This is a genomic window from Paractinoplanes ovalisporus, from assembly GCF_016834655.1.
Classification (GTDB): Bacteria; Actinomycetota; Actinomycetes; order Mycobacteriales; family Micromonosporaceae; genus Actinoplanes; species Actinoplanes ovalisporus.
Genome location: NZ_JAENHP010000015.1, coordinates 146,595 through 170,018 on the forward strand (window position 1 = coordinate 146,595; position 23,424 = coordinate 170,018).

At 71.7% G+C, this 23,424-nt stretch carries 24 protein-coding genes and 2 pseudogenes; 16 read left to right on the forward strand and 10 right to left on the reverse strand.

Translation table 11 applies throughout. From position 1 onward, the window contains the following. The first annotated feature begins 24 nt into the window (after window positions 1–24). Genes JIG36_RS34340 through JIG36_RS34360 form a run of 5 tightly spaced genes read left to right on the forward strand, consistent with a single transcriptional unit; the run spans window position 25 to window position 8,224 of the window. Window positions 25–897, forward strand: a complete 873-nt coding sequence (locus tag JIG36_RS34340) for an ABC transporter ATP-binding protein (protein WP_203380576.1) — start codon at window positions 25–27, stop codon at window positions 895–897. Further along, window positions 894–1,571, forward strand: a complete 678-nt coding sequence (locus tag JIG36_RS34345) for an ABC transporter ATP-binding protein (RefSeq protein WP_203380577.1) — start codon at window positions 894–896, stop codon at window positions 1,569–1,571. The genes JIG36_RS34340 and JIG36_RS34345 overlap by 4 nt, the downstream gene beginning before the upstream one ends. Further along, window positions 1,565–4,720, forward strand: coding sequence for an FtsX-like permease family protein (locus tag JIG36_RS34350; protein WP_203380578.1), 3,156 nt, complete (start codon window positions 1,565–1,567; stop codon window positions 4,718–4,720). Before JIG36_RS34345 ends, JIG36_RS34350 begins: the two co-directional genes overlap by 7 nt. Continuing rightward, a complete protein-coding gene (locus tag JIG36_RS34355; RefSeq protein ID WP_203380579.1) occupies window positions 4,717–7,398 on the forward strand; it encodes an FtsX-like permease family protein in 2,682 nt (893 codons plus the stop codon). The genes JIG36_RS34350 and JIG36_RS34355 overlap by 4 nt, the downstream gene beginning before the upstream one ends. 49 nt (window positions 7,399–7,447) lie before the next feature. Next, on the forward strand, window positions 7,448–8,224 hold the full coding sequence (locus JIG36_RS34360) for an SAM-dependent methyltransferase (protein ID WP_203380580.1): 777 nt from the start codon (window positions 7,448–7,450) through the stop codon (window positions 8,222–8,224). Here JIG36_RS34360 and JIG36_RS34365 read toward each other — a convergent pair. After that, window positions 8,221–8,460 (reverse strand): hypothetical protein, encoded by a 240-nt coding sequence (locus JIG36_RS34365; RefSeq protein ID WP_203380581.1) that lies wholly within the window; start codon window positions 8,458–8,460, stop codon window positions 8,221–8,223. The genes JIG36_RS34360 and JIG36_RS34365 overlap by 4 nt on opposite strands. Window positions 8,461–8,622: 162 nt before the next feature. Here JIG36_RS34365 and JIG36_RS34370 point away from each other — a divergent pair, with 162 nt between their 5' ends. Both JIG36_RS34370 and JIG36_RS34375 read left to right on the forward strand, forming a co-directional pair. Continuing rightward, window positions 8,623–9,225: a DNA-3-methyladenine glycosylase family protein gene (locus JIG36_RS34370; RefSeq protein ID WP_203380582.1), complete on the forward strand. Its 603-nt coding sequence runs from the start codon at window positions 8,623–8,625 to the stop codon at window positions 9,223–9,225. A 9-nt stretch (window positions 9,226–9,234) separates the two neighbouring features. Next, on the forward strand, window positions 9,235–9,642 hold the full coding sequence (locus JIG36_RS34375) for a TIGR03618 family F420-dependent PPOX class oxidoreductase (RefSeq protein WP_203380583.1): 408 nt from the start codon (window positions 9,235–9,237) through the stop codon (window positions 9,640–9,642). Between the two features lie 36 nt (window positions 9,643–9,678). Here the strand turns inward: JIG36_RS34375 and JIG36_RS34380 are convergent, their stop codons facing one another. Then, window positions 9,679–9,969, reverse strand: a complete 291-nt coding sequence (locus JIG36_RS34380; protein WP_236048713.1) for a hypothetical protein — start codon at window positions 9,967–9,969, stop codon at window positions 9,679–9,681. Between the two features lie 581 nt (window positions 9,970–10,550). On the opposite strand from JIG36_RS34380, the gene JIG36_RS34385 reads away from it, so the two are divergent. Then, window positions 10,551–11,459 (forward strand): alpha/beta fold hydrolase, encoded by a 909-nt coding sequence (locus JIG36_RS34385; RefSeq protein ID WP_203380585.1) that lies wholly within the window; start codon window positions 10,551–10,553, stop codon window positions 11,457–11,459. Window positions 11,460–11,536: 77 nt separating this feature from the next. Here the strand turns inward: JIG36_RS34385 and JIG36_RS34390 are convergent. Both JIG36_RS34390 and JIG36_RS34395 read right to left on the reverse strand, forming a co-directional pair. Beyond that, window positions 11,537–11,848 (reverse strand): annotated as a pseudogene (locus tag JIG36_RS34390) (hypothetical protein); the annotation flags it as partial. A 101-nt stretch (window positions 11,849–11,949) separates the two neighbouring features. Further along, on the reverse strand, window positions 11,950–13,167 hold the full coding sequence (locus JIG36_RS34395) for a YndJ family transporter (protein WP_203380587.1): 1,218 nt from the start codon (window positions 13,165–13,167) through the stop codon (window positions 11,950–11,952). A 143-nt stretch (window positions 13,168–13,310) separates the two neighbouring features. Here JIG36_RS34395 and JIG36_RS34400 point away from each other — a divergent pair, with 143 nt between their 5' ends. Further along, window positions 13,311–13,565 carry a hypothetical protein gene (locus tag JIG36_RS34400; protein ID WP_203380588.1) on the forward strand — a complete coding sequence of 85 codons (255 nt, stop codon included), beginning with the start codon at window positions 13,311–13,313 and terminating at the stop codon, window positions 13,563–13,565. Continuing rightward, a complete protein-coding gene (paaI, locus tag JIG36_RS34405; RefSeq protein WP_203380589.1) occupies window positions 13,558–13,971 on the forward strand; it encodes a hydroxyphenylacetyl-CoA thioesterase PaaI in 414 nt (137 codons plus the stop codon). The genes JIG36_RS34400 and paaI overlap by 8 nt, the downstream gene beginning before the upstream one ends. Here paaI and JIG36_RS34410 read toward each other — a convergent pair. Both JIG36_RS34410 and JIG36_RS53590 read right to left on the reverse strand, forming a co-directional pair. Further along, entirely contained in the window at window positions 13,905–14,999 is a 1,095-nt protein-coding gene (locus tag JIG36_RS34410) for an aminotransferase-like domain-containing protein (protein ID WP_236048784.1), read from the reverse strand. The genes paaI and JIG36_RS34410 overlap by 67 nt on opposite strands. A 95-nt stretch (window positions 15,000–15,094) precedes the next feature. Further along, window positions 15,095–15,301 (reverse strand): annotated as a pseudogene (locus JIG36_RS53590) (GntR family transcriptional regulator); the annotation flags it as partial. Between the two features lie 65 nt (window positions 15,302–15,366). On the opposite strand from JIG36_RS53590, the gene JIG36_RS34420 reads away from it, so the two are divergent. Then, the gene (locus JIG36_RS34420) at window positions 15,367–16,494 is read left to right on the forward strand and encodes an MFS transporter (protein WP_203380590.1); all 1,128 of its coding nucleotides are present in this window, start codon (window positions 15,367–15,369) and stop codon (window positions 16,492–16,494) included. 167 nt (window positions 16,495–16,661) lie between these two features. On the opposite strand, the gene JIG36_RS34425 is transcribed toward JIG36_RS34420, so the two are convergent. Continuing rightward, window positions 16,662–17,249 carry a DUF4304 domain-containing protein gene (locus JIG36_RS34425; RefSeq protein ID WP_203380591.1) on the reverse strand — a complete coding sequence of 196 codons (588 nt, stop codon included), beginning with the start codon at window positions 17,247–17,249 and terminating at the stop codon, window positions 16,662–16,664. A 190-nt stretch (window positions 17,250–17,439) separates the two neighbouring features. On the opposite strand from JIG36_RS34425, the gene JIG36_RS34430 reads away from it, so the two are divergent. Continuing rightward, window positions 17,440–17,964, forward strand: coding sequence for an adenylyl-sulfate kinase (locus JIG36_RS34430; protein ID WP_203380592.1), 525 nt, complete (start codon window positions 17,440–17,442; stop codon window positions 17,962–17,964). 420 nt (window positions 17,965–18,384) lie between these two features. On the opposite strand, the gene JIG36_RS34435 is transcribed toward JIG36_RS34430, so the two are convergent. Further along, a complete protein-coding gene (locus JIG36_RS34435; RefSeq protein WP_203380593.1) occupies window positions 18,385–18,963 on the reverse strand; it encodes an AAA family ATPase in 579 nt (192 codons plus the stop codon). Window positions 18,964–19,191: 228 nt separating this feature from the next. Between JIG36_RS34435 and JIG36_RS34440 the strand changes: the two genes are divergently transcribed. Further along, entirely contained in the window at window positions 19,192–19,443 is a 252-nt protein-coding gene (locus JIG36_RS34440) for a transposase (protein ID WP_438870781.1), read from the forward strand. A gap of 24 nt (window positions 19,444–19,467) precedes the next feature. After that, entirely contained in the window at window positions 19,468–19,914 is a 447-nt protein-coding gene (locus JIG36_RS34445; RefSeq protein WP_203380594.1) for an NUDIX hydrolase, read from the forward strand. A 470-nt stretch (window positions 19,915–20,384) separates the two neighbouring features. Here JIG36_RS34445 and JIG36_RS34450 read toward each other — a convergent pair whose 3' ends face one another. Together JIG36_RS34450 and JIG36_RS34455 are read right to left on the reverse strand one after the other, a co-directional pair. Next, window positions 20,385–20,885 (reverse strand): DUF6624 domain-containing protein, encoded by a 501-nt coding sequence (locus JIG36_RS34450; RefSeq protein WP_203380595.1) that lies wholly within the window; start codon window positions 20,883–20,885, stop codon window positions 20,385–20,387. Window positions 20,886–21,114: 229 nt separating this feature from the next. Further along, entirely contained in the window at window positions 21,115–21,939 is an 825-nt protein-coding gene (locus JIG36_RS34455; protein ID WP_203380596.1) for a TIGR03086 family metal-binding protein, read from the reverse strand. A 90-nt stretch (window positions 21,940–22,029) separates the two neighbouring features. Here JIG36_RS34455 and JIG36_RS34460 point away from each other — a divergent pair, with 90 nt between their 5' ends. Beyond that, window positions 22,030–22,416, forward strand: a complete 387-nt coding sequence (locus JIG36_RS34460) for a MarR family winged helix-turn-helix transcriptional regulator (protein WP_236048714.1) — start codon at window positions 22,030–22,032, stop codon at window positions 22,414–22,416. 228 nt (window positions 22,417–22,644) lie between these two features. Next, window positions 22,645–23,382 (forward strand): phosphotransferase, encoded by a 738-nt coding sequence (locus tag JIG36_RS34465; RefSeq protein ID WP_203380598.1) that lies wholly within the window; start codon window positions 22,645–22,647, stop codon window positions 23,380–23,382. Window positions 23,383–23,424 lie beyond the last annotated feature (42 nt).

The window sequence follows — 23,424 nt, forward strand, 5'->3', positions numbered from 1 at the left end:
GATCTTGAAATGCGGAGGTAAGCGATGTCGGCCGACGGTGCTCTGATCGAGTGCGAGAGCCTCGTCCGGATCTACCAGTCCGGGCCGGTCGAGGTGCAGGCGCTGCAGGGCCTCGACCTGGTCGTCGAGCGGGGCGAGATGGTGGCCGTCGTCGGCGCCTCCGGGTCGGGCAAGTCGACGCTGCTGTCGATCCTGGCCGGCATCGACGCCCCGACCGCGGGCCGGGCCCGGGTCGACCGGTGGAACCTGCTGTCGATGTCGCGGCGGGACCGGGTGCGCTACCGCCGGCAGACCGTCGGGTTCGTGCGGCAGCAGACCGCCAGCAACCTCATCCCCTATCTGAACGCCCGGCAGATGGTCGACCTGCCGATGACCGCGTCCGGGGTGTCGACCGCCGAGCGCCGTCAGCGCAGCGGTGAGCTGCTGGAGGCGCTCGGTGTGGGCAGCTTCGCCGACCGGCGGCCCGCGCAGCTCTCCGGCGGGCAGCAGATGCGGGTCGCGATCGCCGTCGCGCTGGCCAACCGGCCGCACGTGCTGCTGGCCGACGAGCCGACCGGGGAACTGGACACCGCCACCTCGGCCGAGGTGTTCGCCGCGCTGCGCGACGTCAACCGCGACCTCGGCGTCACCGTCGTCGTGGTCACCCACGACCCGGCCGTCAGCGGGCAGGTCGAACGCACCGTGGCCATCCGCGACGGGCGTACCAGCAGCGAGGTGCTGCGCCGCACCGCGACCGCCGAGGACGGCGGCACCCATGTGATCGCCGAGGAGTACGCCGTGATGGACCGGGCCGGGCGCATCCAGGTGCCACGCGACTACCGCGAGGCGCTCGCGCTGACCAGACGGGTCCGGCTGGCGCTGGAGCCCGACCACATCACGATCCGGCCCGACGCGTGACCGGCGCCCTGCTGAGCGTCCAGGGTGTCCACCGCACCTTCGGCACCGGCCCGTCCGCCGTACACGCCCTGAACGACGTGTCGTTCGAGGTCGAGCCCGGAACCATGGTGGCGCTGGTCGGCCGGTCCGGCTCGGGCAAGACGACGCTGCTCAACGTGATCGGCGGGCTCGACCGCCCCGACGCCGGCACGGTGGTGGTCGACGGGCTCGACGTCACCGGCCTCGACGAGGACGGCCTGTCCCGCCTGCGCCGCGAACGGGTCTCGTACGTCTTCCAGACGTTCGGCCTGATCCCGGTGCTCTCGGCGGCCGAGAACGTCGGGGTGCCGCTGCGCCTGGCCAAGTCCGACCCGGCCGAGCGGGAGAAGCGGGTGGCCCTGCTGCTCGATCTGGTCGGGCTGGCCGACCACGCCCAGCAGCGCCCGGGTGAGCTCTCCGGCGGCCAGCAGCAGCGGGTGGCGATCGCCCGGGCCCTGGCCGCCTCGCCCCGGCTGCTCATCGCCGACGAGCCCACCGGCCAGCTCGACGCCGAGACCGGTCTGGCCGTGATGGCGCTGCTGCGCGGTGTGGTCGAGTCCGAGGGCGTCACCGCGGTCGTCGCCACCCACGACCCCGTGATGATGGCACTGGCCGACCGGGTCATCCGGATCGCCGACGGCGAGGTCACGTGCTGATCCTGGCCGCCCGGCGGGCCCGCGCCCAGTGGCCGTTGCTGAGCTCGCTGCTGGTGGTCCTGGTGATCGGCACGACCCTGCTCGGCACGAGCGCGCTGCTGATCACGCAGACCTCGCAGCGGGCGGTGGAGGTGTCGGCGACCCGGGCCGATCCGGACGACGTCACGGTCACCGCGTACGTGTCGGGGGTGGGCGCGGCCGACGCGCGGTCGGTCGCCGACGACACCAGGAGTGTGCTCACCTCGTCGGTCGCGCCGTTCACCGCGACGACCGTCACCCGCGCCTCGTCGGCGATGCGGCTGCTGCCGGTGGCCGACGACGCCGGGTCGGGCGTCAAGGGCGGCGGATATCTGGCCGGCATCGAGGACCTGCCGGCCCGGGCCGCCCTGGTGTCGGGGCGGTGGCCTCAGAAACCGCGAGAGGCCGCCGTCCTGCAGAGCACCGCCCGCCTCCTCGGGCTGAAAGTCGGTGATCCCGTACGGCTCGGGGCCGAGCTGGGCCGCGACCCGAGACCCCCGGTGACCGTCGTCGTCGCGGCGGTCGTCCGCCCGTTGCAGGACGCCGGCTGGGACCGCGATCCGCTGGGCGGCGCCGGCTACGACCCCGACCCGGCCGAGAGCACGTCGGCGCGGCAGATCCACGCGTACGGACCGTTCCTGGTCGACCTCGACGAGCTGTTCGCCGGCGGGTCCGCGCTGAGCCGGCTCGAGGTCTCGGCCCGGCCCGACCTGTCCGCGCCGACCAGCCGTGGCCTGGACGAGCTGACCGCCTCGCTGCTGCGGGCCGACCGCCGGCTGGGCGGCACGCTCGGCGACCGCATCGAGATCGAGCGGGTCTCGTCGCCGCTGCCCCAGGTGCTGATCAATGCCCGCAACCAGCAGCAGCTCACCTCGGGGGCGGTTCTGGCGCTGGCGGTGATCGGGCTGCTCCTGACGGTGATCGCGCTCGCGCTGGCGGTGCGGCTGACGACCGGGGTGCGTACGGGGGAATCGGACCTTCTCGCCGCGATCGGCATCAGCCGCCGGCAGTTCACCGCGGTGGCGGCGGCCGAAGCGGGTGGCATCGCCGTGCTCGCCGTCGCCCTGGCCGTGCCCGGATCGTCGCTGCTCTACTCGGCCCTGACCCACCTGCCTCCGCTGGCCGGCGCCGGGCTCACCGCGGGCGTGACCGTGACCGCGGCTCAGCTGCTCGTGGTCGTCTGCGGCGCGGTGGGCCTGGCCGGGCTGCACATGCTGCTGGCGACCCGGCCCGCGACCGGCAGCGGGGACCGCCGTTCCCAGCGCGAACTGCTCGCCCGCTCCGGTCTCGACGTGCTGCTGCTGGGCCTGGCCGCGGTCGGCTGGTGGCAACTGCGGTCCCAGCCCGCCGCGGGCGGCTATCGGGCCGACGCCGTACGGGTTCTCGCGCCCGCGCTCATCCTGGCCGCCGGAGCCGCGGTGGCGTTGCGCATCCTGCCGCCCCTGTTGCGTCTCGCCGAGCGGCTGGCCGGGCGGGCGCGCGGGTTCACGCCGGCGCTCGCCGCCTCGGGGGCCGCCCGGCGCCCGCAGGCCCTGGCCGCCGGACTGCTGATCTGCCTGGGCTGTGCCGCCGCCACGTTCGGGACGGCGTTCGGCTCGACCTGGCAGACCTCCCAGCGCGACCAGGCCGACCTGTCCGTGGGCACCGACCTGGCCGTCTCGCTGGCCGCGGTGCCGGTGACCGGGCAGAGCGCGGTGGTGCGCGAGGCCACCGGCGGCACGGTCGGGCCGGTCGCCCGGCAGAACATCGTGGTCGGCCAGTGGCTCGGCGGCCCCGATTCGGTGCCCCGCCTGGTCGCCGTCGACACCCGCCACGCCGACGCCCTGCTGCGCGGCCGCATCGACGACGACCGGGACTGGGCCGAGGTGACCGGTCCGCTGCGGCCCTCGGCGCCGGTGACCGGGGTCGCGTTGCCCCGCAACGGATCGCTGACGCTGACCGGAACGGTCACCGGGAGCAAGCCGGTCACGGTCTCGCCGCAGCTGATCCTGGAGGACGCCACCGGGCTGCGGACGGCCTGCACCCCCGACCCGCTGCCGCTGGACGGCCGCCGGCACCCGATCGCCGGGTGCGCGCCGATCGCCGGGCTGCGGCTGGTCGGGGTCGCGCTGCCGATCCTCGGCGAGACGGGAGTTCAGCACGTGGCCGCCGTCGACGCGACCCTGACCCTGCCGGCCGCCGGAACGGACAGCGGCCCGGCCGGACCCGCGTGGTCGGTGCGGCCCGCCTCCACCGAGACCAGTCAGCTCAACGGCGAGAAGGTCAGTTTCGACGGTGTACGGCTTCGGCTCAGCGCCGCCGTGAGCTTCGCCGACCCCACGCCCGCCAGCCGCGTGCTGGTCGCCACGGCCTTCCCCGACCCGGGGCCGATCCCGGTTGTCGTCTCGTCCCGGTTCGCCGCGACCGTGGGCGCCCACCGGGGTTCCGAGCTCACCTTCGCCGTCGACCAGACCGCCGTGGACGCCGTCGTGAGCGACATCGTGCCCCAGGTGCCGTCCGCCCCCGGGGCCGCCGCCGTGCTGGCCGACGTGGACTCGTTGACGCGGGTCATGGCCGTACGCGGGAACGTGAACTCGCCCGTGACCGACTGGTGGGTCGGGGATCCGGCGCGCGCCGACGCCGCCGAGCGGGCCGGTGCGCTGCGTCTGGGGGCGGTGTCGACGCGTACGGGGGAAACCGACCGTCTGACCGGCAGCCCGTTGCGCGCCTCCTATCCGGCGGTTCTGCGCGTGCTGGTGGTGGCCGCGGTCGTGCTGCTGCTCGGCGGAGTGCTGCTGCACGTGGTCTGCGACGTGCAGGCGCGGGCGGTGGAGGTGGCCCGGCTGCGCGGGATCGGGGTGTCCCGCAACGGCATCCGGGCCGCGCTGATCGGTGAGCACGCCCTCGTGGTGCTGCCGCTGCTCGCGGCCGGGACCGGGGTCGGCGCGCTCGCCTCGTATCTGGTCGCGCCGCTGCTGATCCGCTCCGACACCGGCGCCGCCGCCGTTCCGGCCGCGGTCGCGCACTGGCCCTGGGGCGCCGAGGCGATCCTGTTGGCCGTGCTGGTCGGCGCCTGCGCGCTGGCCGTCGGGGCCGCGGTCTTCGTGCAGGCGAGCCGGGCCGACGCCGCCCATCTGCGGGTGGCGTCATGAGGCTGCCGTTGCACTGGCCGAGCATCCGCGGCCGCGCCCGGGCCGACGCCGGGCCGCTGATGCTGGTCGCCCTGGTCGTCAGCGCCGTGGTCCTGCTGGCCGGCGCCACCCCGCCGCTGGTCCGATCCACATCGGACGACGCCACCCGGGAGGCGGTGCGCAACGCTTCGGACGACGCCGCCGTACGGGTCGAGGCCGACTGGCCGGACGACTACGGACCCACCGGCGGCCGGATGCGCGCCCCGAAGCTCGCGGAGGACGTGGCCGCTCTCGGCTCCCTGGCCGAGGGCGACCTCGACCCCGGGCTGCGTTCCGCCCTGCTGCCACCGGTCTCCACGGTCTCCAGCATCTCGCTGATGGTCACCGACGGCAGTGTCCAGCGCCGGCTCCAGCTCGAATATCTGCTCACCACCAAGGGCACGCCCGCCGTCACCTGGGTCGCGGGCCGGGAGCCGCAGGCCGCGACCGACGACGAGTTCCTCGAGGTCCCGCTCAACGGCCGCCCCTGGCCGGTGCAGGTCGGGCTGTCCGAGCCGGAGGCGGCCGCCCTCGGCGTGGGTCCGGGCGACCGGATCCCGGTGCAGGACGAGCGCCGCAACCCGTACGACGTGCGGGTCAGCGGAGTCTTCCGGCCGGTCGACGCCGGCGATCCGGCCTGGCGGCTCGCGCCGTGGGTGCTGAACCCGGCCGCCAACCGCGACGGTTTCGGCAGCACCCGGTTCGGCGGCCTGCTCTCGCCGGAGTCGCTGCCCGACGCCCGCCTGGCCTTCCGCTCCGACCAGCTGCGCCGTGCGGTCCGCTTCGACGCCGACCCGGAAACCCTGACCTGGCAGTCCGCGCAGGCCCTGGCGGCCGAGGTGGCCACGCTGAAGGCGGGATCGGCGGTCTCGGCCGCCCGCGACACGTCGCTGAAGTGGGCCACCCAGCTCGACAGCGTGCTGCGCGACCTGCGCGACCAGATCGCCACCGCCACCGCCCAGGCGTCCGTGCTGCTCATCGGGGTGCTGGCGGTCGCCCTGCTCGTGGTCGCGCTGGCCGCCGAGCTGCTGACCCGCCGCCGCGCGGCCGCCCTGACCACCGCCCGGCAGCGTGGCGCCTCGCTGCCCGCGCTCGCCGCCGAGCTGGTCGTCGAATCGCTCGCGGTCACCGTGCCGGCCGCCCTGCTCGGGCTGGGGCTGACCGTGCTGCTGGTGGGCAGCGCCGCGCTGACCTGGGCGGTGCCGTTCGTGCTGGTCGCGCTCTGCGCCGGGCCCGTCTTCGGCACGCTGGCGGCGGCCCGGGCCACCCGTGACCGCCGTACGCCCGCGAACCGCAGCGCCCGCCGGTGGGCCCGCCGCACCGAGGTGATCCGGCGCTTCGCCCTCGACGCGGCCGTGGTCGCGCTGGCCCTGGCCGCGCTCGTCGCGTTGAACCAGCGCGGTGTCGAGGCCGACCTGCCCGCCGCCGCCCCCGCCCTGTGCGCCGTGGCCGTCGCGCTGATGCTCGCGCGTCTGCTGCCGCCCGGCACCCGGCTCGTGCTGCGGCTCGCCCTGCGCTCCCGTTCGCCGCTGGCCCTGTTCGGAGCAGCCCGCGCGGCTGCCACGGCCTCGCGGGTGCTGCCCGTGCTCGCCCTGACCACCGCGATCGCCCTCGGATCCTTCGCGACCACCCTCTATGCCACCACGCAGCAGGGCCTGGCCGAGGGCGCCTGGCAGACGACCGGAGCGGACGTACGCCTGAACGTGAGCTCGGAGGCCGCGAGCTCCACGCCCGAGGTGGCGAAGAAGATCGCGGCCGCCCCCGGTGTGCGGCATGCGGTCGCGGCTCAGGTGACCGAGAACGCCCGCTTCATCGGCGACGACACCACGGTCACGGCCCGCCTGATCGTCGTCGACACGGCGGCCTTCCGGGCGCTGCTGGCCGACACTCCGCTGCCGGGCCTGCCTCCGATCCCTTCGGGCTCCGGGGACCTGGTTCCGGCCCTGGTTCGTACGGGGGATGGAAGCCTCACCCCCGGCATGGCGTTCCGCCTGCCCCGCCCGGCCTACAAGGCGATCAACATGACCGCGGCCGGCGCCGCTCCCGCCCTGGGCGCCGGCGACGACGTCGTGGTGGTCGACGCCGCGGCCGCCACCGCCGCGGGCATGGTCTTCGAGCCCAACACCGTCTGGGCCACCGGCCCCGGCGCCGCGCAGGCCGCCAGGTCGTCCGGGGCCCAGGTCACCGCCCGCACCGACCTGCTGGCCGAACGCCGGGAGGCCCCCTTGAGCTCCGGCCTGCTGCGGCTCAGCCTGGTGGCCGCCGCGATCCTGCTCGTCCTGGGCCTGCTGGGTTTCGCGCTGGCCGCCACGGCCAGCGCCCCGCAGCGCTGGGAAACCCTGGCCCGCTTGCGAACCCTGGGCCTGCGCCGGCGCGACACCCGCCGCGTGGCCGTGGGCGAGCTGCTGCCGGCCGCGGTGCTGGCGGCGTTGTGCGGCCCGGCGCTGGGCGCCCTGCTCGGCTGGCTCACGCTGGGCCCGCTGGCGCTGCGGCGGCTGACCGGCCAGGCCGTCGACCCCGCCACGGTGACGCCGTGGTGGACGATCGAGGCGGTCACCGTGGTCGCGCTGGCCGTCACCGTGGTCACGGTCGTGGCGGCCGAGTCGGCCGTCCGCCGGCGCCGCCGCCTGAGCGAGATCCTCCGGGTCGGCGGTCAGTGACGACCGTAGTGGTCGTGATCTATGGTCGATCCATTGAGGAGGGTGGTCGATGAACGCCGATGTGCCGCACACCGCTCGGATCTGGAACTACTGGCTCGGCGGCAAGGACAACTTCGCCGCTGATCGGGCCGTGGGCGACCAGGTGCGTCAGTTCCTGCCCGACATCGTCGCCTCCGCGCGGGCCGATCGGGCGTTCCTCCAACGCGCCGTGCGGCATCTGACCGCCGACGCCGGCATCCGGCAGTTCCTCGACATCGGCTCGGGCCTGCCCACCGCCGACAACACCCACGAGGTCGCGCAGTCCATCGCGCCGGCGACCCGGGTCGTGTACGCCGACAACGACCCGCTGGTGCTGGCGCACGCGCGGGCCCTGCTGCAGGGCAGCCCCGAGGGCGTCACCGACTACATCGACGCCGACGCGCGCGACACCACCACGATCCTCACCGAGGCGCGGCGCACGCTCGACTTCGACCAGCCGGTCGCGGTGCTGCTGCTCGGGGTTCTCAACTTCATCTCCGACGACCAGGAGGCGTACGGAATCGTCTCCCGCCTGATGGCCGCCGTGCCCGCCGGCAGCTATCTGGCCGTCGCGCACCCGACGCTCGAGGTGAAACCCGAGGAGTCGGCGGCGGCCGCGAAACAGTGGAACGCCACCGCCACACCCCCGATCACGTTGCGCTACAAGGCTCAGATGCTGCGCTGGTTCGACGGCCTCGACCTGCTCGAACCGGGCGTGGTCACCTGCACCCGCTGGCGCCCCGAACCGGGCGACCCGGCCGCCGACACCGACGTCTACCAGTTCGGCGGCCTGGCCCGGAAACCCTAGAGCAACCTCTCGTCACGGATCTGGGCCAGCACCGCCAGCGCCATCTGGCTTCCCCAGTCACCGCGTACGTAGTCGCGGAGCACAGCGTCGACGCTGACGCCCAGCCGTTCCGCGATGTCGGCCAGTCGCTCGCGCACCTCGTCCTCGACGGCACACCGCTCGACCTCCACCCCGTGGCGGCGTGTGGTCGAGACGAACTCGTCGACCAGACCGTCAATGCTGACAACAACCGCCATCTGTGTCTCCCCCGTTGCCGACGTCACGAACGATGATCGAAAGTGTGAGCGCAGACGGCGCGGAACGGGCGGCGACGCGACTTCAAGATCGGTTTCTCCACCGCAGGGGGTCGGCCACCCGGCCATCCGCCGCCACCCGGACGGATCACTACCGTTGTAGGCATGCTCTCCGAGGCCGAAATGCGCCGTGGCGTCGACGAACTCGCCCGGCGCGAGCCGCGCTTCGCCGCCATCGGTCAGCCGCTGATGTGGGCGCGCCCGCCCGGGTTCGCCTCGCTCGTGCACATCATGCTGGAGCAGCAGGTGTCGCTCGCCTCGGCCCGCGCCGCCTTCGACCGGGTCCGCGCGCTGGCCGACCCGCTGACCGCCGAGAACCTGCTGGCCCTGGACGACCAGCAGCTGCGCGCGGCCGGGTTCAGCCGGCAGAAGGCGCGCTACGCCCGGGCCCTGGCCACCGCCATCGTCGACGGTTCGCTGCGGCTCGACGCGCTGGCCGGCCTGGACGACGACGCAGTCGACCGGCAGCTGCAGGCGGTGCCCGGCATCGGCCCGTGGACGTCGGCCATCTATCGGCTGTCGGCCCTCGGCCGCCCCGACGCGTGGCCGGCCGGTGACCTCGCCGTCCGGGCCGCCATCGCCGAGCTGTGGCAGCTGGAGGCCCTGCCGTCGACGGCCGAGACGATGCTGCGGGCCGAACCCTGGCGGCCGTGGCGGGCGATCGCCGCAAGACTGCTCTGGAAGCACTACCTCGGGGCCGCCCCGTAGGCTTCCGGCATGTCTACCGAACCCCTGTCGGAGCAGGTCGTCGCCCTGCTCCGGCTCCCGAACCCGGCCGTCATGGCCACCGTCGCCGCCGACGGGCGGCCCGTCACCGTGGCCACCTGGTATCTGTACGAGGACGACGGGCGCATCCTGCTCAACCTCGACGGCCGCCGGGCCCGCCTCAAGCACCTGCGGAAGGACCCGCGCGTCTCACTGACCGTGCTGGCCGGCGACAACTGGTACACCCACGTGAGCCTGCAGGGCCGCATCGACAAGCTGACCGACGACGAGGACCTGGCCGACATCGACGCGCTGTCGCGGGCCTACACCGGCAACCCGTATCCCAACCGCGACTACCCCCGGGTCAGCGGCCGCCTGGTGGTCGAGCGCTGGCACGTCTGGGGCGACCTGTCGGACTGACCCGCCCGCCCTCGATCGGCGGTCGCGCCTCGGCCGTCAGTTCGCGCCCATCCTGATCAGGGCATTGCCGCCCAGCATCAGCAGGTCCGCGCCGGCCACCAGGGCCATGCTCAGGTGCAGCCGGCGCGAGGCCGTCTCGGGGTTGGCGTCGACCATTCCCCGTACGGCGAACACGGCCGCGGCCCCGACGAGCGGAATCCCGCCGATCAGCAGCCACCCCACCGACGACGGGGTGTGCCCACCGCTGACCAGCAGCGCGAGCATGACGGTGGGCACGATGCCGAACACCACCAGCGCGATCCCGCCGTACCACCGCAGCGCCGTCATCGTCTCCGCCATCCTCCCGCCGTCCGGCTCCCGAGGATAACGACGCGGTTTTGCCCCGGTTCAGCCGGTGGGCAGGTCGGGGGCCGGCAGTTTGCGCCGCTGTCGAAGTGAGGCCTACTGGGCTGGTCGGTCGTGGTGCTGATCGCGTTGGTCGTGGCGTCGCGGCGCTCCGGTCGTACGGGGTGCGGGAACTTGTTCTTGAATCGGGGCGCCGGGTCGAGCTCGGTCTCCTGGCCGTGGCGTCGATCGTGGCGTTCGTGGTGCCGGTGACCGGGCAGATCACGCTGCTGCTGGGCTTCGCCCTGCTCGGCTTCTTCGCGTTCTCCCTGTGGCGCGTCTCGCGGTCCGAGGCGTCGGAGCCCGAGTTGGTGGGCCCGGCGGCGCGCATCCGCCGGCTTCCCAGACCCGGCCGAAGGCGATGTCCTGCCAGGTCATCCCCCTGCTCCGGGCAACCTTCAGCAGGGCCAGTTCGGTGGAGTCGAGGTCGCCCTCTCACCTTCCACCATTATCTCATGACCCCGATTCTTGACTACCGCCGGTAGTGGCTTGTCGCCGATCCGGTAGTCGCTACGGTGCCCGGCATGCTTACTGGTGACGAGAAGTTTGTCGGCCCTGGGCGGTTGCGACTGTGGGCGCAGCGTTTCGGCCACCCGGCTGACCCGGCCGTTCTGCTGGTCATGGGCACATCCACCCAGGGCATCGGCTGGCCCGACGAGCTGCTGGAGGCGCTCGTGGCCGGCGGTCGGCAAGTGATCCGGTTCGATCATCGCGACACCGGCCGTTCCGACTGCGTTGACTTCGCCACGCATCCGTACGCGCTGGCCGACATGGCAGCCGACACGGTCGCCGTTCTCGACGGTTACGGCGTCACGGCCGCGCACATCGTCGGGATATCGCTGGGCGGCACGATCGGGCAGTGGCTTGCCGTGCACCGGGCGGCCCGGGTGCACACACTGACCCTGATGGCGTCGTCTCCGATGGCCAACAACCCCGGCCCGGCGTGGGCGCGAGCCATGGCGGGGCAGCCCGCCCGGGCCGATGAACTCCCGCCCCCGACGGCCCGGTTCCTCGACCACGTGATGGCCTCGGCGAGGACGCCCGGCACGACGCCGCAGCTGCGCATGGACGCCGACATTGAGACCTGGCGAGTGCTCAACGGTGATGTCCTGCCCTTCGACGAACCCGCCGCACGTCAGTTCGTCGAACACTGTTACGCCCGGGCCCACAACATCGCTGCCGCCTCGAATCATGATCTCGCCGGACGGCGCTGGGACGACGACCGGCGGGCCTCCTTGTCCGCCATCACCGCTCCGACCCTGGTCCTGCACGGCAGCGCCGATCCGCTGTTCCCCCCAGCTCACGGCGAAGCACTCGCGGCGCAGATCCCGGCGGCGCGGCTGGAGATCGTGCCGGGCATGGGCCACCACCCGTTCTTCTCGCCCGGGCTCACCGAGCGGATCGCCGACTCGACCATCCGCCACACGGGCTGACTTCCGGCCGCACAGGCCGGGGCACATGTGGAGCGCCGCCCTGGCCGCCCAGCCCACTTATCACGTGCACCGCCAAGTCAGGCCACTGCCGCCGGGCGGGTCGCGTATGCGCCGATCCCCCTTCCAGCAGAGCGAACGCCCTCGGCCACGCCGGTCGGAAGCTCGCCGGCCAGCACCATCTCGCGCACCAGCAGGACCAGGGACCGCTGGACGGCCAGCAACGAGTGGGCGACCACCCGGGCCGTCAGCGGGTCTCCGGTGTCGGCCGCGAGGTGTTCGGCCGGCGCGTCGGCGATGCGGGTCATCGACAGCAGTTCGCGGGCGCGCAGCGCGGGGCTTTCGGTGATCACGCGGCTGACCGTGCGCAGCTGCTCGAGCGCCTGCTGGTCGCCGCGAGTCGCGGGTGTCCCGTGCGACGCCTCGCGTTCGACGCGGGCGGGCCCCGGTGGAACTGTCGCCCCGGGTCAGGGCGCGTACGCAGCGGGCAGCCTCAGACGGCGTCCACGCCTCGGCGCGGGCTGGCCTGACTGGCGGCGTCGGCCCGGGTCAGGGCTCGGGCGCAACGCGCGATGAAGAGCCACTGCACCAACGGCACGGCCGGCCCGGCAATCTGACTGATCCAACGCGCCGGGCGGGCGGTGACCTCGGTGACGAACTGTACGGTGCCGTCGTCGTCGAGCCGGACCGTGAAGCGTTCGTCGCCGTGGAAGGTGTGGCCGGGTAGTGCCAGGTAGTGCAGGGACGTGCGTGCCGGGTCGCGCACCACCTCGAGCACCTCGCACGGCTCCGGCACCCGCAGGCGGCCGAACCCCAGGTCGGAACGCATGTGCTGACCGGTGAAGGCGGGCGGCGTGGCCGGGTCGACCCAGGCCCCGGCCCGGCGGTGCATCTCCCAGGTGAGCAGCGCCCGCGAGGCCGCCTCGAAGCGTTCCCGACCGGCGCCGACGTGGTGCGTCCAGGTGTGCGACTGCTCGCGGCCGGCGTAGGCGACGAACAGCGCCACCAGCACCGCGGCCGCGTTGAGCACGCCGTGGGTCAGCACCATCCAGGTCAGGTTGAGGTGCGGCAGGTCGACCACCTGCCCCGACGCGTAGAGCAGCGCGAGCCCCATCGTGACCAGGCTCAGACCGAGCAGGAGACGAGCCGCTTTTCCCGTACGGGTCGCGATCGCCAGCCACAGCCCGGCGCTGAGCACCCCGGCGCCGAGAAGCTCGATCAGGTCACCGGTCTCTCCGCCGACGACAAATCCGAATCCGACGATCGCGACGCCGGCCGGGGCCAGATAGCGGTTCTGGTCGGAGAGCAGCGCGAGCAGCAGCAACGCCCCGAACCCGGCGACGTGGAAGTGCGCGGCGGTCAGCCCGAGGATCCCGGGCGGGAAGCCGAGCAGCGCGTAACCACCCCGCTCGGCCAGCAGCCCGGCCGCCGCCACGGGCAGGCAGGCCGCGGCGAAGGCCACCAGCCGATCGCGCCGCAGCAGCACCGGCACCGCGCAGCAGGCCACCAGGTAGGGCACACAGAGCAAGGCCGCCCCGAGCCCGCGCGGCACCACCATCGCGACCACGGCCGGCACCGCCACCACCGGCCACCAGCGCGCGAGCCGACCGGCCCGGCCCAGCGCCCCCAGCCCGAGCGGCACGAACAGCAGCACGCACACCGCCACCACGGCGTGCAGCCCCACCCACCCAGCCCCACTGAGCCGATCCATGGCGACCTCACTTCTTGAACACGTTCAACTGAACACGTTCAAGTTACCACGGATTCGCAGACCGGCACGTCCACCGGCCGCCACCGCTCCCCACGTCGGGCGGGCAGCGTGGCCCTGAGCGCCCCGAGGGCTCGCCGACCGTTGTGCGCTACGCCGCCGTCGTCGACCCGGGACGCAACATCGACGCGTTCTCCGGCCACTCGCTCAGCGACCCGTTGCCCTCGTCCACGCTGCCGAGCGCGTCGGTGACACCGGCGGTGTGCAGGAGGGACGATGCGTGGATCAACGGGCGGCAGATCGACACGCTCCACCAACGGCCCCGGCCGACCAGCCTCCACCCCGACTACGAGGGGCAACGGGCGTACGCGGGCGTGGTGTTAGGTTCGCTGGATGGCTGAGGACGCTCGCCGCTATGCGGAGATCATGCTGGGGCGCGACACGGCCAGCCGGGGGCTCGGCATCGAGCTGCGGGATGTCGGGCCCGGGTGGGCCGTGCTCGCCATGGTGGTGCGCGACGACATGCTCAACGGCTACGAGCTGGTGCACGGCGGGCTGCTCGCGTCGCTGGCCGACAGTGCGTTTGCGGTCGCGTGCAACACGTACGGGGAAATCACCGTTGCCGCCGGGTTCGACATCACGTTTCTCGAGTCGGGGAAGGCCGGTGACGAGCTGACCGCCCACGCCGTGGAGCGGGCCCGGCGCGGGCGGTCGGGGCTCTACGACGTGACCGTCACGCGTCAGGACGGAACGGTGCTGGCCGAGTTCCGCGGGCGCAGCCGGTCACTCGGGCGTCCGATCAGCTGAGCCAATTCCCGTACGGCGGCTCGCAATCGGTCCTCGGTCATCTGCGAGTAACCGAGGATGAGCGTGGGCGGCCACCCGTCCGGGTCCGTCGCGTAGTCGGCCATCGTGGCCAGGGCGATCCACCGCGCGCGGGCCGCGGCGACGTCCACCGGCGCCGGGAGCTCGACCGTCACGTGCAGACCGGCGGCGATACCCCGTACGGTGGCCGAAGGCAGGAACTCGCCGAGGGCGGCCACCATGGCGTCCCGGCGACGGCGGTATCGCGTACGCATGCGCCGTAAATGACGATCGAGCTCGCCCCGCTGCAGGAAGCGCGCGAACGCCAGCTGCTCGATGCGGAACACGCCCTGGTTCTCCTCGCGCACGGCGGGCACGAGCGTGGGCGGCAGCACCATCCAGCCCAGCCGCAGCGCCGGCGCCAGCACCTTGCTCACCGTGCCCGCATAGACGACGTGTTGCTGGTCGAGACCCTGCAACGCGCCCACGGCGGGACGGTCGTAGCGGTACTCGGCGTCGTAGTCGTCCTCGATCGCGATCGCCCCCGTCGCCCGCAGCCACGCCACCAGCGCGGCCCGTCGCTTCGGGGCCAGCACCACGCCGGTCGGGTGCTGGTGCGCGGGCGTCAGGATCACCGCGTCCACCCCGGCCGACGCCAGCTCGTCCACCTTCAGACCAAGACTGTCCACCCGTACGCGTACGGGTTCGAGCCCGGCCCGGGCGGCGATCCGCGCTTCCTCGACGTTGCACGGGTCCTCGCAGGCGATGCGCCGGGCACCGCGCGCCCGTAGGGCTCGGCAGATCATCCCGAGGCCCTGCAGATAACCGGTGGTCACCACGATCCGGTCACGGACGGCGACCACGCCCCGCACCCGGCCCAGATGGTCGGCCAGGGTGTCACGCAGTTCGCCGCTGCCGAGCGGGTCGCCATAGCCGAGATCGTCGGCGGTGATGCCGGCGACCGCTTCGCGCAGGCAGCGGGCCCAGGCCGCGCGCGGGAATGCGGAGACGTCGGGGCGGGCGGGGCGCAGGTCGAAGCGGAGGACATCGCTCCGATCGGAGCGGGCATCGTGGCGGCGCCGGGGAACGGCCCGGGCGCGATCCGCGGTTGCGCGCCCTGGCGGAGCGCGAGATAACCCTCGGCGGCCAGTTGCGCGTACGCGTCGACCGTCACCTTCCGTGAGACGCCGAGCTGCCGGGCCAGGTCGCGGGTGGACGGCACCGGTGTGCCCGGGCGCAGCGTCCCCGCCCGTACGGCATCGCGCACCTGCCCCCGGATCTGCGCGCTCAGCGTGCCCGGTTGCTCCCTCGCGACGGTCAGCAGCAGCTCCACTGGTCCCCTCTTTCGCGCCGGGACTGGATCTGTTCTTTGTACCAGTCCGGCGCGAGGGTCGAAGCATGCTCTTCTCCACGTCGGTCGTCGCCCGCCTGCCGCTCGCCACGTTCAGCATCGGCCTGCTCGTGCACGTCGAACACCTCACCGGTTCGTACGCCGCCGCCGGTTCGGCCGCGGGCGCGCTCGCCGTCGCCCAGGGTTTCGGCGGTCCCCTGCTCGGCCGCCTCGCCGACCGGCGCGGCCAGACGGTGGTGCTGCTCGGTTCCGCGTCCTTGGCCGGGCTCGCGCTCGCTGCCTTCGCCCTGGTTCCTTCCCGTACGCCGTTGCCCGCGCTGCTGGCCCTGGCCGCGTTGCTCGGCTTGGCCACCCCACCCGTAGGCGCCTGCATGCGGACGCTGATTCCGTTGCTGCACAAGGGATCCGAGCACCGCGCCTATGCCGTCGACGCCGCCGCGACCGAACTGACGTGGATCGCCGGCCCGCCCTTGGCCCTCGGCGTCGGCTCCCTGGCCGGCACGGGCGTGGCGCTGGCTTCGGCCGGGGCAGTGCTGGTCGTGGCCACCGCTGCGTTCGCGCTCTCGCCGGTCTCCCGCTCCTGGAGATCAAGTTCCTTCCCCCGTACGAGGGAAACCGCTCTTGCCTCCCCACTGATGCGAGCGCTGGTGGTCGTCCTGGCCTGCGTCGGCATCGTCTTCGGCGCGACCGAGGTGGCCGTGACCGCGTCGTCCGGATCCCACGCGGGTTGGCTGCTCGCTTTGTGGGGCACCGGTTCCCTGGCCGGCGGCGTGCTGGCGGCCCGCCTCGGAGGCGGCGCCCGCGACGGCCGCACGTTCGCGCTCCTGCTGGCCGCGCTGGGGTTGGGCCACTTGTTGTTGGCCGTCGCCCCACCTGTGCTGATCGCCTTGGCCGGAACCGCGATCGCCCCGATCCTGGCCAGCGCCTACGCCATGGTCGACGCCGCCGCCCCGGCCGGAACCGCCACCGAGGCCTTCGCCTGGCTCGCCACCGCCACCGCGATCGGAACCGCCGTCGGGGCCGCGGCCGCCGGTTTCCTGGCCGATTTCGCTTCTCCCGCAACGGGTTTCGTCCTGGGCGGGGTGGCTGCCGGGGTGGCCGCCCTCATTGCCGCGGCCCGTTTCCCCGCGTCCGCTCCCGCCTTCGCACGGCCGACCGCTGACGTGCCCGGCTGAGCTGGACGCCTGCTCGTTTCGCTCGTTTCGCTCGTTTCGCTCGCTCGTCCGTCCGTCCGTTCGCTCGTCCGTCCGTCCGTTCGCTCGCTCGTCCGTTCGTTCGCTCGTCCGTTCGCTCGTTCGCTCGTTCGCTCGTTCGCTCGTTCGCTCGTTCGCTCGCTCAGCCATCACCGCCTGCGGAGCCAGGCCGCTTGTTTCGCATCACGGGGATCGTGCGGCGAGCGATCGAAATCGTCGAGGACCCGCTGCAGTCGCGGAGTCATTCCTTCGCCGGCCACTGCGTAGGCGAGGGCGAGTTCCTTCCGCCGCGTCACCCACCATCCAGGTGCGTCACCTTCGACGAAGGCGGCCAGGCCGCCCGGATCCAGGAGCGCCCGCAACTCGGGAATCGCAACCTGCTCGAGCTGTTCGCCCAGGACGATGCCCCCGTCATCCGCGTCATCCGCGCCGCCGACGACCCAGCCGTCCCGGAGACGAAACTTCACCGGCGGATCCAAACGACGCCGTAGCAGGCCATCCCGCTCGACCGGATTGGCCGGCCGTCTCTGCGGTGTTTCGTCGATCAAATACTCCCACCACGCTGCGGGCAGCACGGCCAGATTGACGTAGAAGTTGACTTCGTCGCCGTCGTTGTACGAGGACTTCTGCAGATTGACGATCGCGACATCACCGGCCGGTGACCTCAACCGCCAAGTCGGAGCCGAACCCTTGAATCCAGCCTCCCGCAGCGGCGGACCAACGTGCGTCTTGACCATCGCCCCAAAGGCTTCTCTGGCTGTCACAGGGCTATCAGAGCACGGCGAACAAGAACCGACGACATGCTCGTTCACGCGGTTGAGCCAGAGCCCAGAACGCACGCCGTGTTCTCCGCCGCGGTGGCCTTCCCGCCGCCTGCACCGCCATGGCCGGGCCGCCTCGTGGTGCGCCAACCGGTAGCGTGCCCGGGTGACGACTCGAAGCGAGGTCCTGTTTCTGGGCGGCCGTTCCGGCGTCGGGAAAAGCAGTGTCGGCAACGAGATCCACGCCCAGTTGTCGGCGGCCGGCGTCCGGCACTGCCTGATCGAGGGCGACAACCTCGACCTGGCCTTCCCTCCACCGTGGGAACACAACCTGGCTGAGCGAAATCTGGCCGCGATGTGGACCAACTACCGCGCACTCGGCTACCACCGCCTGATCTACACGAACACCGTGAGCGTGCGCACCGTCGAAAACCTGACCGCGGCGATGGGCGACGAACCGTCGGTAGCCGCAGTCCTCCTGACAGCCGACGACGCAACGGCGCGGGCAAGACTGGCGAGACGCGAGATAGGCACGACGTTGGACCTGCACATCGAACGCAGCGACCGCATGGCCCGCGAGCTGGAACAAACGGTCGCAAGCTGGGTACACCGCGTGCCAACCGACGCCCGCCCGGTCGCCGGCATCGCCCAGGAGATCATCACATTGACCGGCTGGTGCGCGAGCGCTTGATCGCACAGTCAGGCAAACACGCAGCGGACCAACACAGCGCGAACGCTCAACACACACAACCAGTCAGCCACAGCCGACGCCACAGCCAGAACGCCCAAGCACACGTCCGGCCAAACGCACACCACACGATACGGCGCGGACGCTCAAACGCGCACCACACGATACGGCGCGGACGCTCAAACGCGCACAACCAGCCAGCCACAGCCGACGCCACAACCAAAACGCTCAAGTACCCGACCGACCAAACGCGCACCACACGACGCGAACGCGAACGCGTACAGCCAGACGAATGGGCACTACAAGACACGAACCGAACGCTCAAACGCTCACACGCTCACAACCAGCCAGCCACGGCCGGCTGGTTGTGAGCGCAAGTCTCGGTCCCATCTCGGCGAGAAAATCGGGTCCCGCTGTCGGGCTTCACCTCGAGTCGGGTCGCCGGGAGCTCGGCTCGCGCAAGGCGTCTGACAGACGCTTGTATGTCTCCGCCACTGCACCCTCTGTGCTTGGCACTACCGTCGTTCCGGGGCGTTGACGTACAACCTTGATCAGGTTGACGTACATGGTTTCGAGCACGGCAGCGCCGCCGCTCAACTCGATGAGACGGTGGTGATGGCGTATCCACGGATCGTCGCTGTCCTTGGCGCGGAGGTTGAAACGATTGATCGCCGCTTCCTGCTCGTCGAGCAGGACAATTTCACGGAAGTCCGCCCCGTGCATGCGGGCGAGGTCCTCGAGTGCTGCGATCTCATCGAGCTGGCCGTGGTACTGAGGCACAACGACGTCGCGCCCACCGTCCAGATGGGTGGCCGCCATCGCCCGGGCCAGGGACCACACAAGTGGCCACGTGTCGGTCTGCTCGTGCTGCCATCCACCGACCAGGCGATGCAGGGCGTCGATATCGAGGTTCAGGGTGCCCGGGTTCCGGTCGGTGAAAAGAGCCGACAGCGTGGACTTCCCGATGCCCGGCGGGCCGTTCAGATGGACGAGTCGCGCCATCTCGTCACCATATCGACCCTGACCTGGGGTACCCGGATCTACCGCGACGAGGGACTACTTCGCGTTCGAGTGACGCGTTGACCTGCGGGTTGATCGCGACTTCGGGTACCACCTCGATCGGATGGATTCGATGGTCGCGAGTTTCGGGCTTTGGCGCGAACTGTGTGATGGACGCAATGGCCGACCCCGCCGCGCCCGGCTGTCGAACTGGTCCGTTCCTTCGCCGACATGATGACTCACCTGCACGGCGAGAGATTCGGCGCGTGGATCACCACAGCCGAACAGGCAGCACTGCCCGGCATCAGCCGCTTCGCCACCGGCCTGACCGCCGACCTCGCCGCGGTCACCGCTGGGCTGAGCCGGCCCTTCAGTTCCGGACCGGTCGAGGGCAACGTCAACCGCATCAAGATGATCAAACGCCAGATGTATGGCCGAGCCGGCTTTGATCTCCTCCGCAAACGGGTACTGCTCGCCGACTGATTACCGGATCGATACGCTCTCTCGGTGCCGTTCCAGCCTTTCCGAGCCGCCGTTGCGGTGTATGGGATCCTTCGCGACCAACAGCGATTGCTGGTGATGCGTCGGACGGGCACCGGCTACCGGGACGGACAACTCAGCCTTCCGGCCGGCCACCTCGATGGTGGCGAGGATGCCGTCACCGGCCTGGTTCGGGAGTTGCAAGAGGAGCTGGGGATCGAAGCCGACCCCACCAGCTGTCATCTGGCTCTGGTCATGCATTCCGCTCCCGAAGACGTGGATGATTCCGAATATCTTCATCTCTATTTCTTCGTGGACAGCTGGGACGGCGAGCCGCGCATCGCCGAGCCGGACAAATGCAGTGAGCTGCGATGGATCGACGATGAGATGCTTCCGGCCGATCTTGTGGACTATGTAGGAGAAGCATTGGGGGCCATCAGTCGAGGCGAGCGTCTGGCCCTGCGCGGCTGGTAATCCACATCGCTCGAGCGCAGACGTCGACGAAAGCGTCCTTACCAGCCCGTCATCATCATCACCAAGTTCGCGCCAGAGCCCGGTTCTCGCGACCGAAGCCAGCCGGCGATACAACCAAAGCGCTCAAGCACCTGGCCGGCCAAACGCGCACCGCACGTCGCGAACACGACATAAACAGCCAGACGAACGCGCACCACGCGACACGATCCGAGTGCTCAAACGCGCACGACCAGCCCGGCGGAGATGCGCGCTCGGCTTGGACACCACTGGCTTCTTCGGCTTGGGCGGCGGCGGAGCTTCAACGGCACAACGCTCGAACGCGCGGCCAAGCGAACACCCAGCCAAGCCAACACCCAGCCAAGCCAACACCCAGCCAAGCGAACACGCGCATGCGACGCGACGCGAACGCTCAAGTGCACAACCCGGCGGATGCGCGCCGAGCTGCACGGTGCGGACGCTCGCTTGTGTGGTCAGGCGGGTGCGTGGCGGGTGACGTGGACCAGGAACGGGTCCAGCCCGACCTCGGCGCGGCGGTCGTCCATGCGGTCGGGGTCTTCGCAGGGCCACGGGACGGGGGCGCCGTCGATCACGCCGGCGATCTGGGTGCCGTAGATCTGCGGGCGGCCCTCGTTGACCAGGATGCGGTCCCGGAGCATCGCCAAGTGCTGCGGATCCGCCTCGCCGGCGTTCACGGCCTGGGTCATGAGCGTCATCGCCCTCCGCTGAACGTCCAGCTGACGGTCGGCGTGCTGGGCGATCAGCCAGGCCCGGCGGGCGGCTTCGGCACCGACTGCGCTGGTCGCCGGCCATCCGTGGCTGTCCAGGATCTCGGCCAGGCGGTCCGCGTTGCGTACGGTGACCCGGCGATGCGCCAACTGGGCGGCGAAGTCGTTGCTGAGGGCGCCGCCCTGCAGCTGCCGGTCTTCGTCCGTCATCGTGATCAGTTCCTGGGCCAGCTCGTCGTCAGTCATGACGGGCACGCTAGGACACCGCTCGGGCCGGCCGGGGCGGTCCCACTCAGGCATTGATGTGTATCGATGGTAAAGAATTGATGAGGCGCCAAGCTCCCCCACCGTGTCCGGCGAACGGCGGGACGGAACCTGAAGGCGCGACACGAGGCTGCGGGCTACCTGCTCGGCGCCGTCGGTCACCGCCGACCACAACGGGTGGCGCTCGTCTGGGCCGCTGAGGAGCCGCAGTTCACCGGGGACGAGCTTCCGGGTCGCGGCCGAGCAGCAGCAGGATCTCGGTCATCGGATCAGCGCCGGGCGGGACCGGCAGCGCGGGAGCGAAAGGCGAGCCGGCGGCGAGGCGTTCCGGGCCGTTCGGAACGGCGCGGGAAACGGCCAGCGCCATGGCCAGCTCGCCGGAGCCCGGCGTGTAGGGCATGCCCAGGGTGCGGGCCACATCCCAGGCATGCACGACGTAGTCGACCAGGTGAAACCCGATCGCCATGCGGCCGGGCACGGGCCGGCCGAACTCGGGAATCATGAACGGTTGCTCCAGCTCCCCGACCGCGGCGAAGGCCGCCACCACCGCCTCGGCCGCCCGCTCGTAACGCTCAACGACGCCTCCTGCAGGGGCTACCAGCTCCGGCCGACCGCCGCCCGACCGCGCCGACTCCGCGACGCCACCACCCGCTGCCACTGACTCCAGGCGCCCGCCACTCGACTGCACCGAGCTCGGCATACCGCCACCGGATCGCCCCGACTCCGCCGTGCAACCGCCGGACCGCCCCGACTCCGCCATGCCACTGCTCGATGGCAGCGACTCCGGCATGCCGCTGTCGGATGGCATCGGCTTCGAAACGCTGCCACTCGACGACGCCGAGCCTGGGCCGCCGACGGCGGCTGCGGCGAAGACGTGGTGCTGGTCGGTCATGTGTTCCAGCAAAGCGGCCAAGTCCCAACCGGCGCACGGCGTGGTGCGGGTCAGGTCGGCATCGGTGACACGCGCTACCAGGGCGACGCCGGCACGGACGGCAGCAGCGTCAGCTGGTCTTGGATCCGGCTTATTCGTAAGCATGCGCCTATCATGTGCATGCGCTTACTAAAGAGTCAAGGGAGCGAGGGTGGTAGGAGTAGAACCGTGGAGGAGCGCGAAGATCTTGGCGCCATGGTGTTTCGGCTGGGTCGTCAGCTGCTGGCCATGGAGCGGCCGATCCTGGACCGGCACGGGATCTCGATGTGGGCCTACGCCGTGCTGACCGCGCTGCGCGAGCGGCCCATGCGCACCCAGGCGGCCCTGGCGGCCGGCATCGGCGCTGACAAGACGCGGCTGATCCCGGTGCTCGACGAGCTGCAGAAGCGCGAGCTCATCGACCGCGAGCCCGATCCGGACGACCGCCGCGTACGCCTCCTGGCCCTCACCCCGGCCGGCCGCCGTCTGCACCAGGCCGTCCAGGCCGAGATCCGCGCCGCCGAAGCCGACCTGCTGGCCGCCTTCCCACCCGGCGATCGAGAGGCCTTCGTACGCACTCTGATCGGCCTGACGCCCCGGTAAATCGAAGACGCCGCCCGAACACGCCCCCGGGAACGGCTCGACACCCGGCAAACCGAAGACACCACCCGAACACACCCCCGGAACGGCCGACACCCGGCAAACCGAAAACGTCACCCGAACACACCCTCGGAACGGCCCAACGCCCGGCAAACCGAAGACACCACCCGAACGATCCGACGCCCAGCTAAACCGAATGACGCTGCGCCAACGGGCCACGCGGATGGCGTCATGAACGAGGTCCAAGTGGTGGTGGCCCACACCGAACGCGCGACCCTGCGCGTGGGTGACGTTTTTCTGAAGGTCGACTCCGACCGGCGACGCACCGACGTCGAGGTCGAGGCGATGGCCCTGGCACCGGTACCGACGCCGGAGATCCGGTGGTATCAACCGCCCGCGCTGGCGATCGCTGCCGTGCGTGGTCAGGCCCTCGGGCGCCTCGGGAAGCCGTCGACCGCCTCGCCGGCGGCGTGGGCCGCGGCCGGTGCTGCCATCCGGGCGTTGCACGAAGCGCCGCTGCCGCCCTGGCCCGGTCCGAACCGCGACGAGACGGCGGCCGAACTCGACACCGAATGTGAACTGCTGGTCGCGAGGGGGCTGCTTCCGGCCGATCTGGTCGCGCGCAACCGGGAGATCGCCGAGGTCGCGCTCGGGCCGTGGGAGCCGGTTTTCGCCCACGGCGACCTGCAGATCAGTCACGTGTTCACCGAGGACGACGAAGTCACCGGCATCATCGACTGGTCCGAGGCGGGCCGGGGCAACGCCCTGCACGACCTGGCCACCCTGACCCTCGGCCACGAGGACCGCCTGGACGATCTGCTGGCCGGCTACGGCACCGATGTCGACGTCGACGTGATCCGCGCCTGGTGGTCGCTGCGCAGCCTGTGCGCGTCACGCTGGCTGATCGAGCACGGCTTCGACCCGTCCGCCCCGGGCTGCGAGTTCGACGTGCTACGAGCCCGGATGTGACGATCCGACACACAAAGGACCTGGGCACCACGAGCCACATGA

Coding starts and splice junctions, on each gene's coding strand:
- JIG36_RS34355 (WP_203380579.1), top strand. CDS start 4,717: ATGAGGCTGCCGTTGCACTGGCCGAGCATCCGCGGCCGCGCCCGGGCC.
- JIG36_RS34395 (WP_203380587.1), bottom strand. CDS start 13,167: ATGGATCGGCTCAGTGGGGCTGGGTGGGTGGGGCTGCACGCCGTGGTG.
- JIG36_RS34435 (WP_203380593.1), bottom strand. CDS start 18,963: ATGGCGCGACTCGTCCATCTGAACGGCCCGCCGGGCATCGGGAAGTCC.
- JIG36_RS34360 (WP_203380580.1), top strand. CDS start 7,448: ATGAACGCCGATGTGCCGCACACCGCTCGGATCTGGAACTACTGGCTC.
- JIG36_RS34340 (WP_203380576.1), top strand. CDS start 25: ATGTCGGCCGACGGTGCTCTGATCGAGTGCGAGAGCCTCGTCCGGATC.
- JIG36_RS34460 (WP_236048714.1), top strand. CDS start 22,030: ATGGTGTTTCGGCTGGGTCGTCAGCTGCTGGCCATGGAGCGGCCGATC.
- JIG36_RS34440 (WP_438870781.1), top strand. CDS start 19,192: ATGATGACTCACCTGCACGGCGAGAGATTCGGCGCGTGGATCACCACA.
- JIG36_RS34385 (WP_203380585.1), top strand. CDS start 10,551: ATGCTTACTGGTGACGAGAAGTTTGTCGGCCCTGGGCGGTTGCGACTG.
- JIG36_RS34450 (WP_203380595.1), bottom strand. CDS start 20,885: ATGACTGACGACGAGCTGGCCCAGGAACTGATCACGATGACGGACGAA.
- JIG36_RS34455 (WP_203380596.1), bottom strand. CDS start 21,939: ATGCTTACGAATAAGCCGGATCCAAGACCAGCTGACGCTGCTGCCGTC.
- paaI (WP_203380589.1), top strand. CDS start 13,558: ATGGCTGAGGACGCTCGCCGCTATGCGGAGATCATGCTGGGGCGCGAC.
- JIG36_RS34370 (WP_203380582.1), top strand. CDS start 8,623: ATGCTCTCCGAGGCCGAAATGCGCCGTGGCGTCGACGAACTCGCCCGG.
- JIG36_RS34465 (WP_203380598.1), top strand. CDS start 22,645: ATGAACGAGGTCCAAGTGGTGGTGGCCCACACCGAACGCGCGACCCTG.
- JIG36_RS34420 (WP_203380590.1), top strand. CDS start 15,367: ATGCTCTTCTCCACGTCGGTCGTCGCCCGCCTGCCGCTCGCCACGTTC.
- JIG36_RS34365 (WP_203380581.1), bottom strand. CDS start 8,460: ATGGCGGTTGTTGTCAGCATTGACGGTCTGGTCGACGAGTTCGTCTCG.
- JIG36_RS34380 (WP_236048713.1), bottom strand. CDS start 9,969: ATGACGGCGCTGCGGTGGTACGGCGGGATCGCGCTGGTGGTGTTCGGC.
- JIG36_RS34425 (WP_203380591.1), bottom strand. CDS start 17,249: ATGGTCAAGACGCACGTTGGTCCGCCGCTGCGGGAGGCTGGATTCAAG.
- JIG36_RS34375 (WP_203380583.1), top strand. CDS start 9,235: ATGTCTACCGAACCCCTGTCGGAGCAGGTCGTCGCCCTGCTCCGGCTC.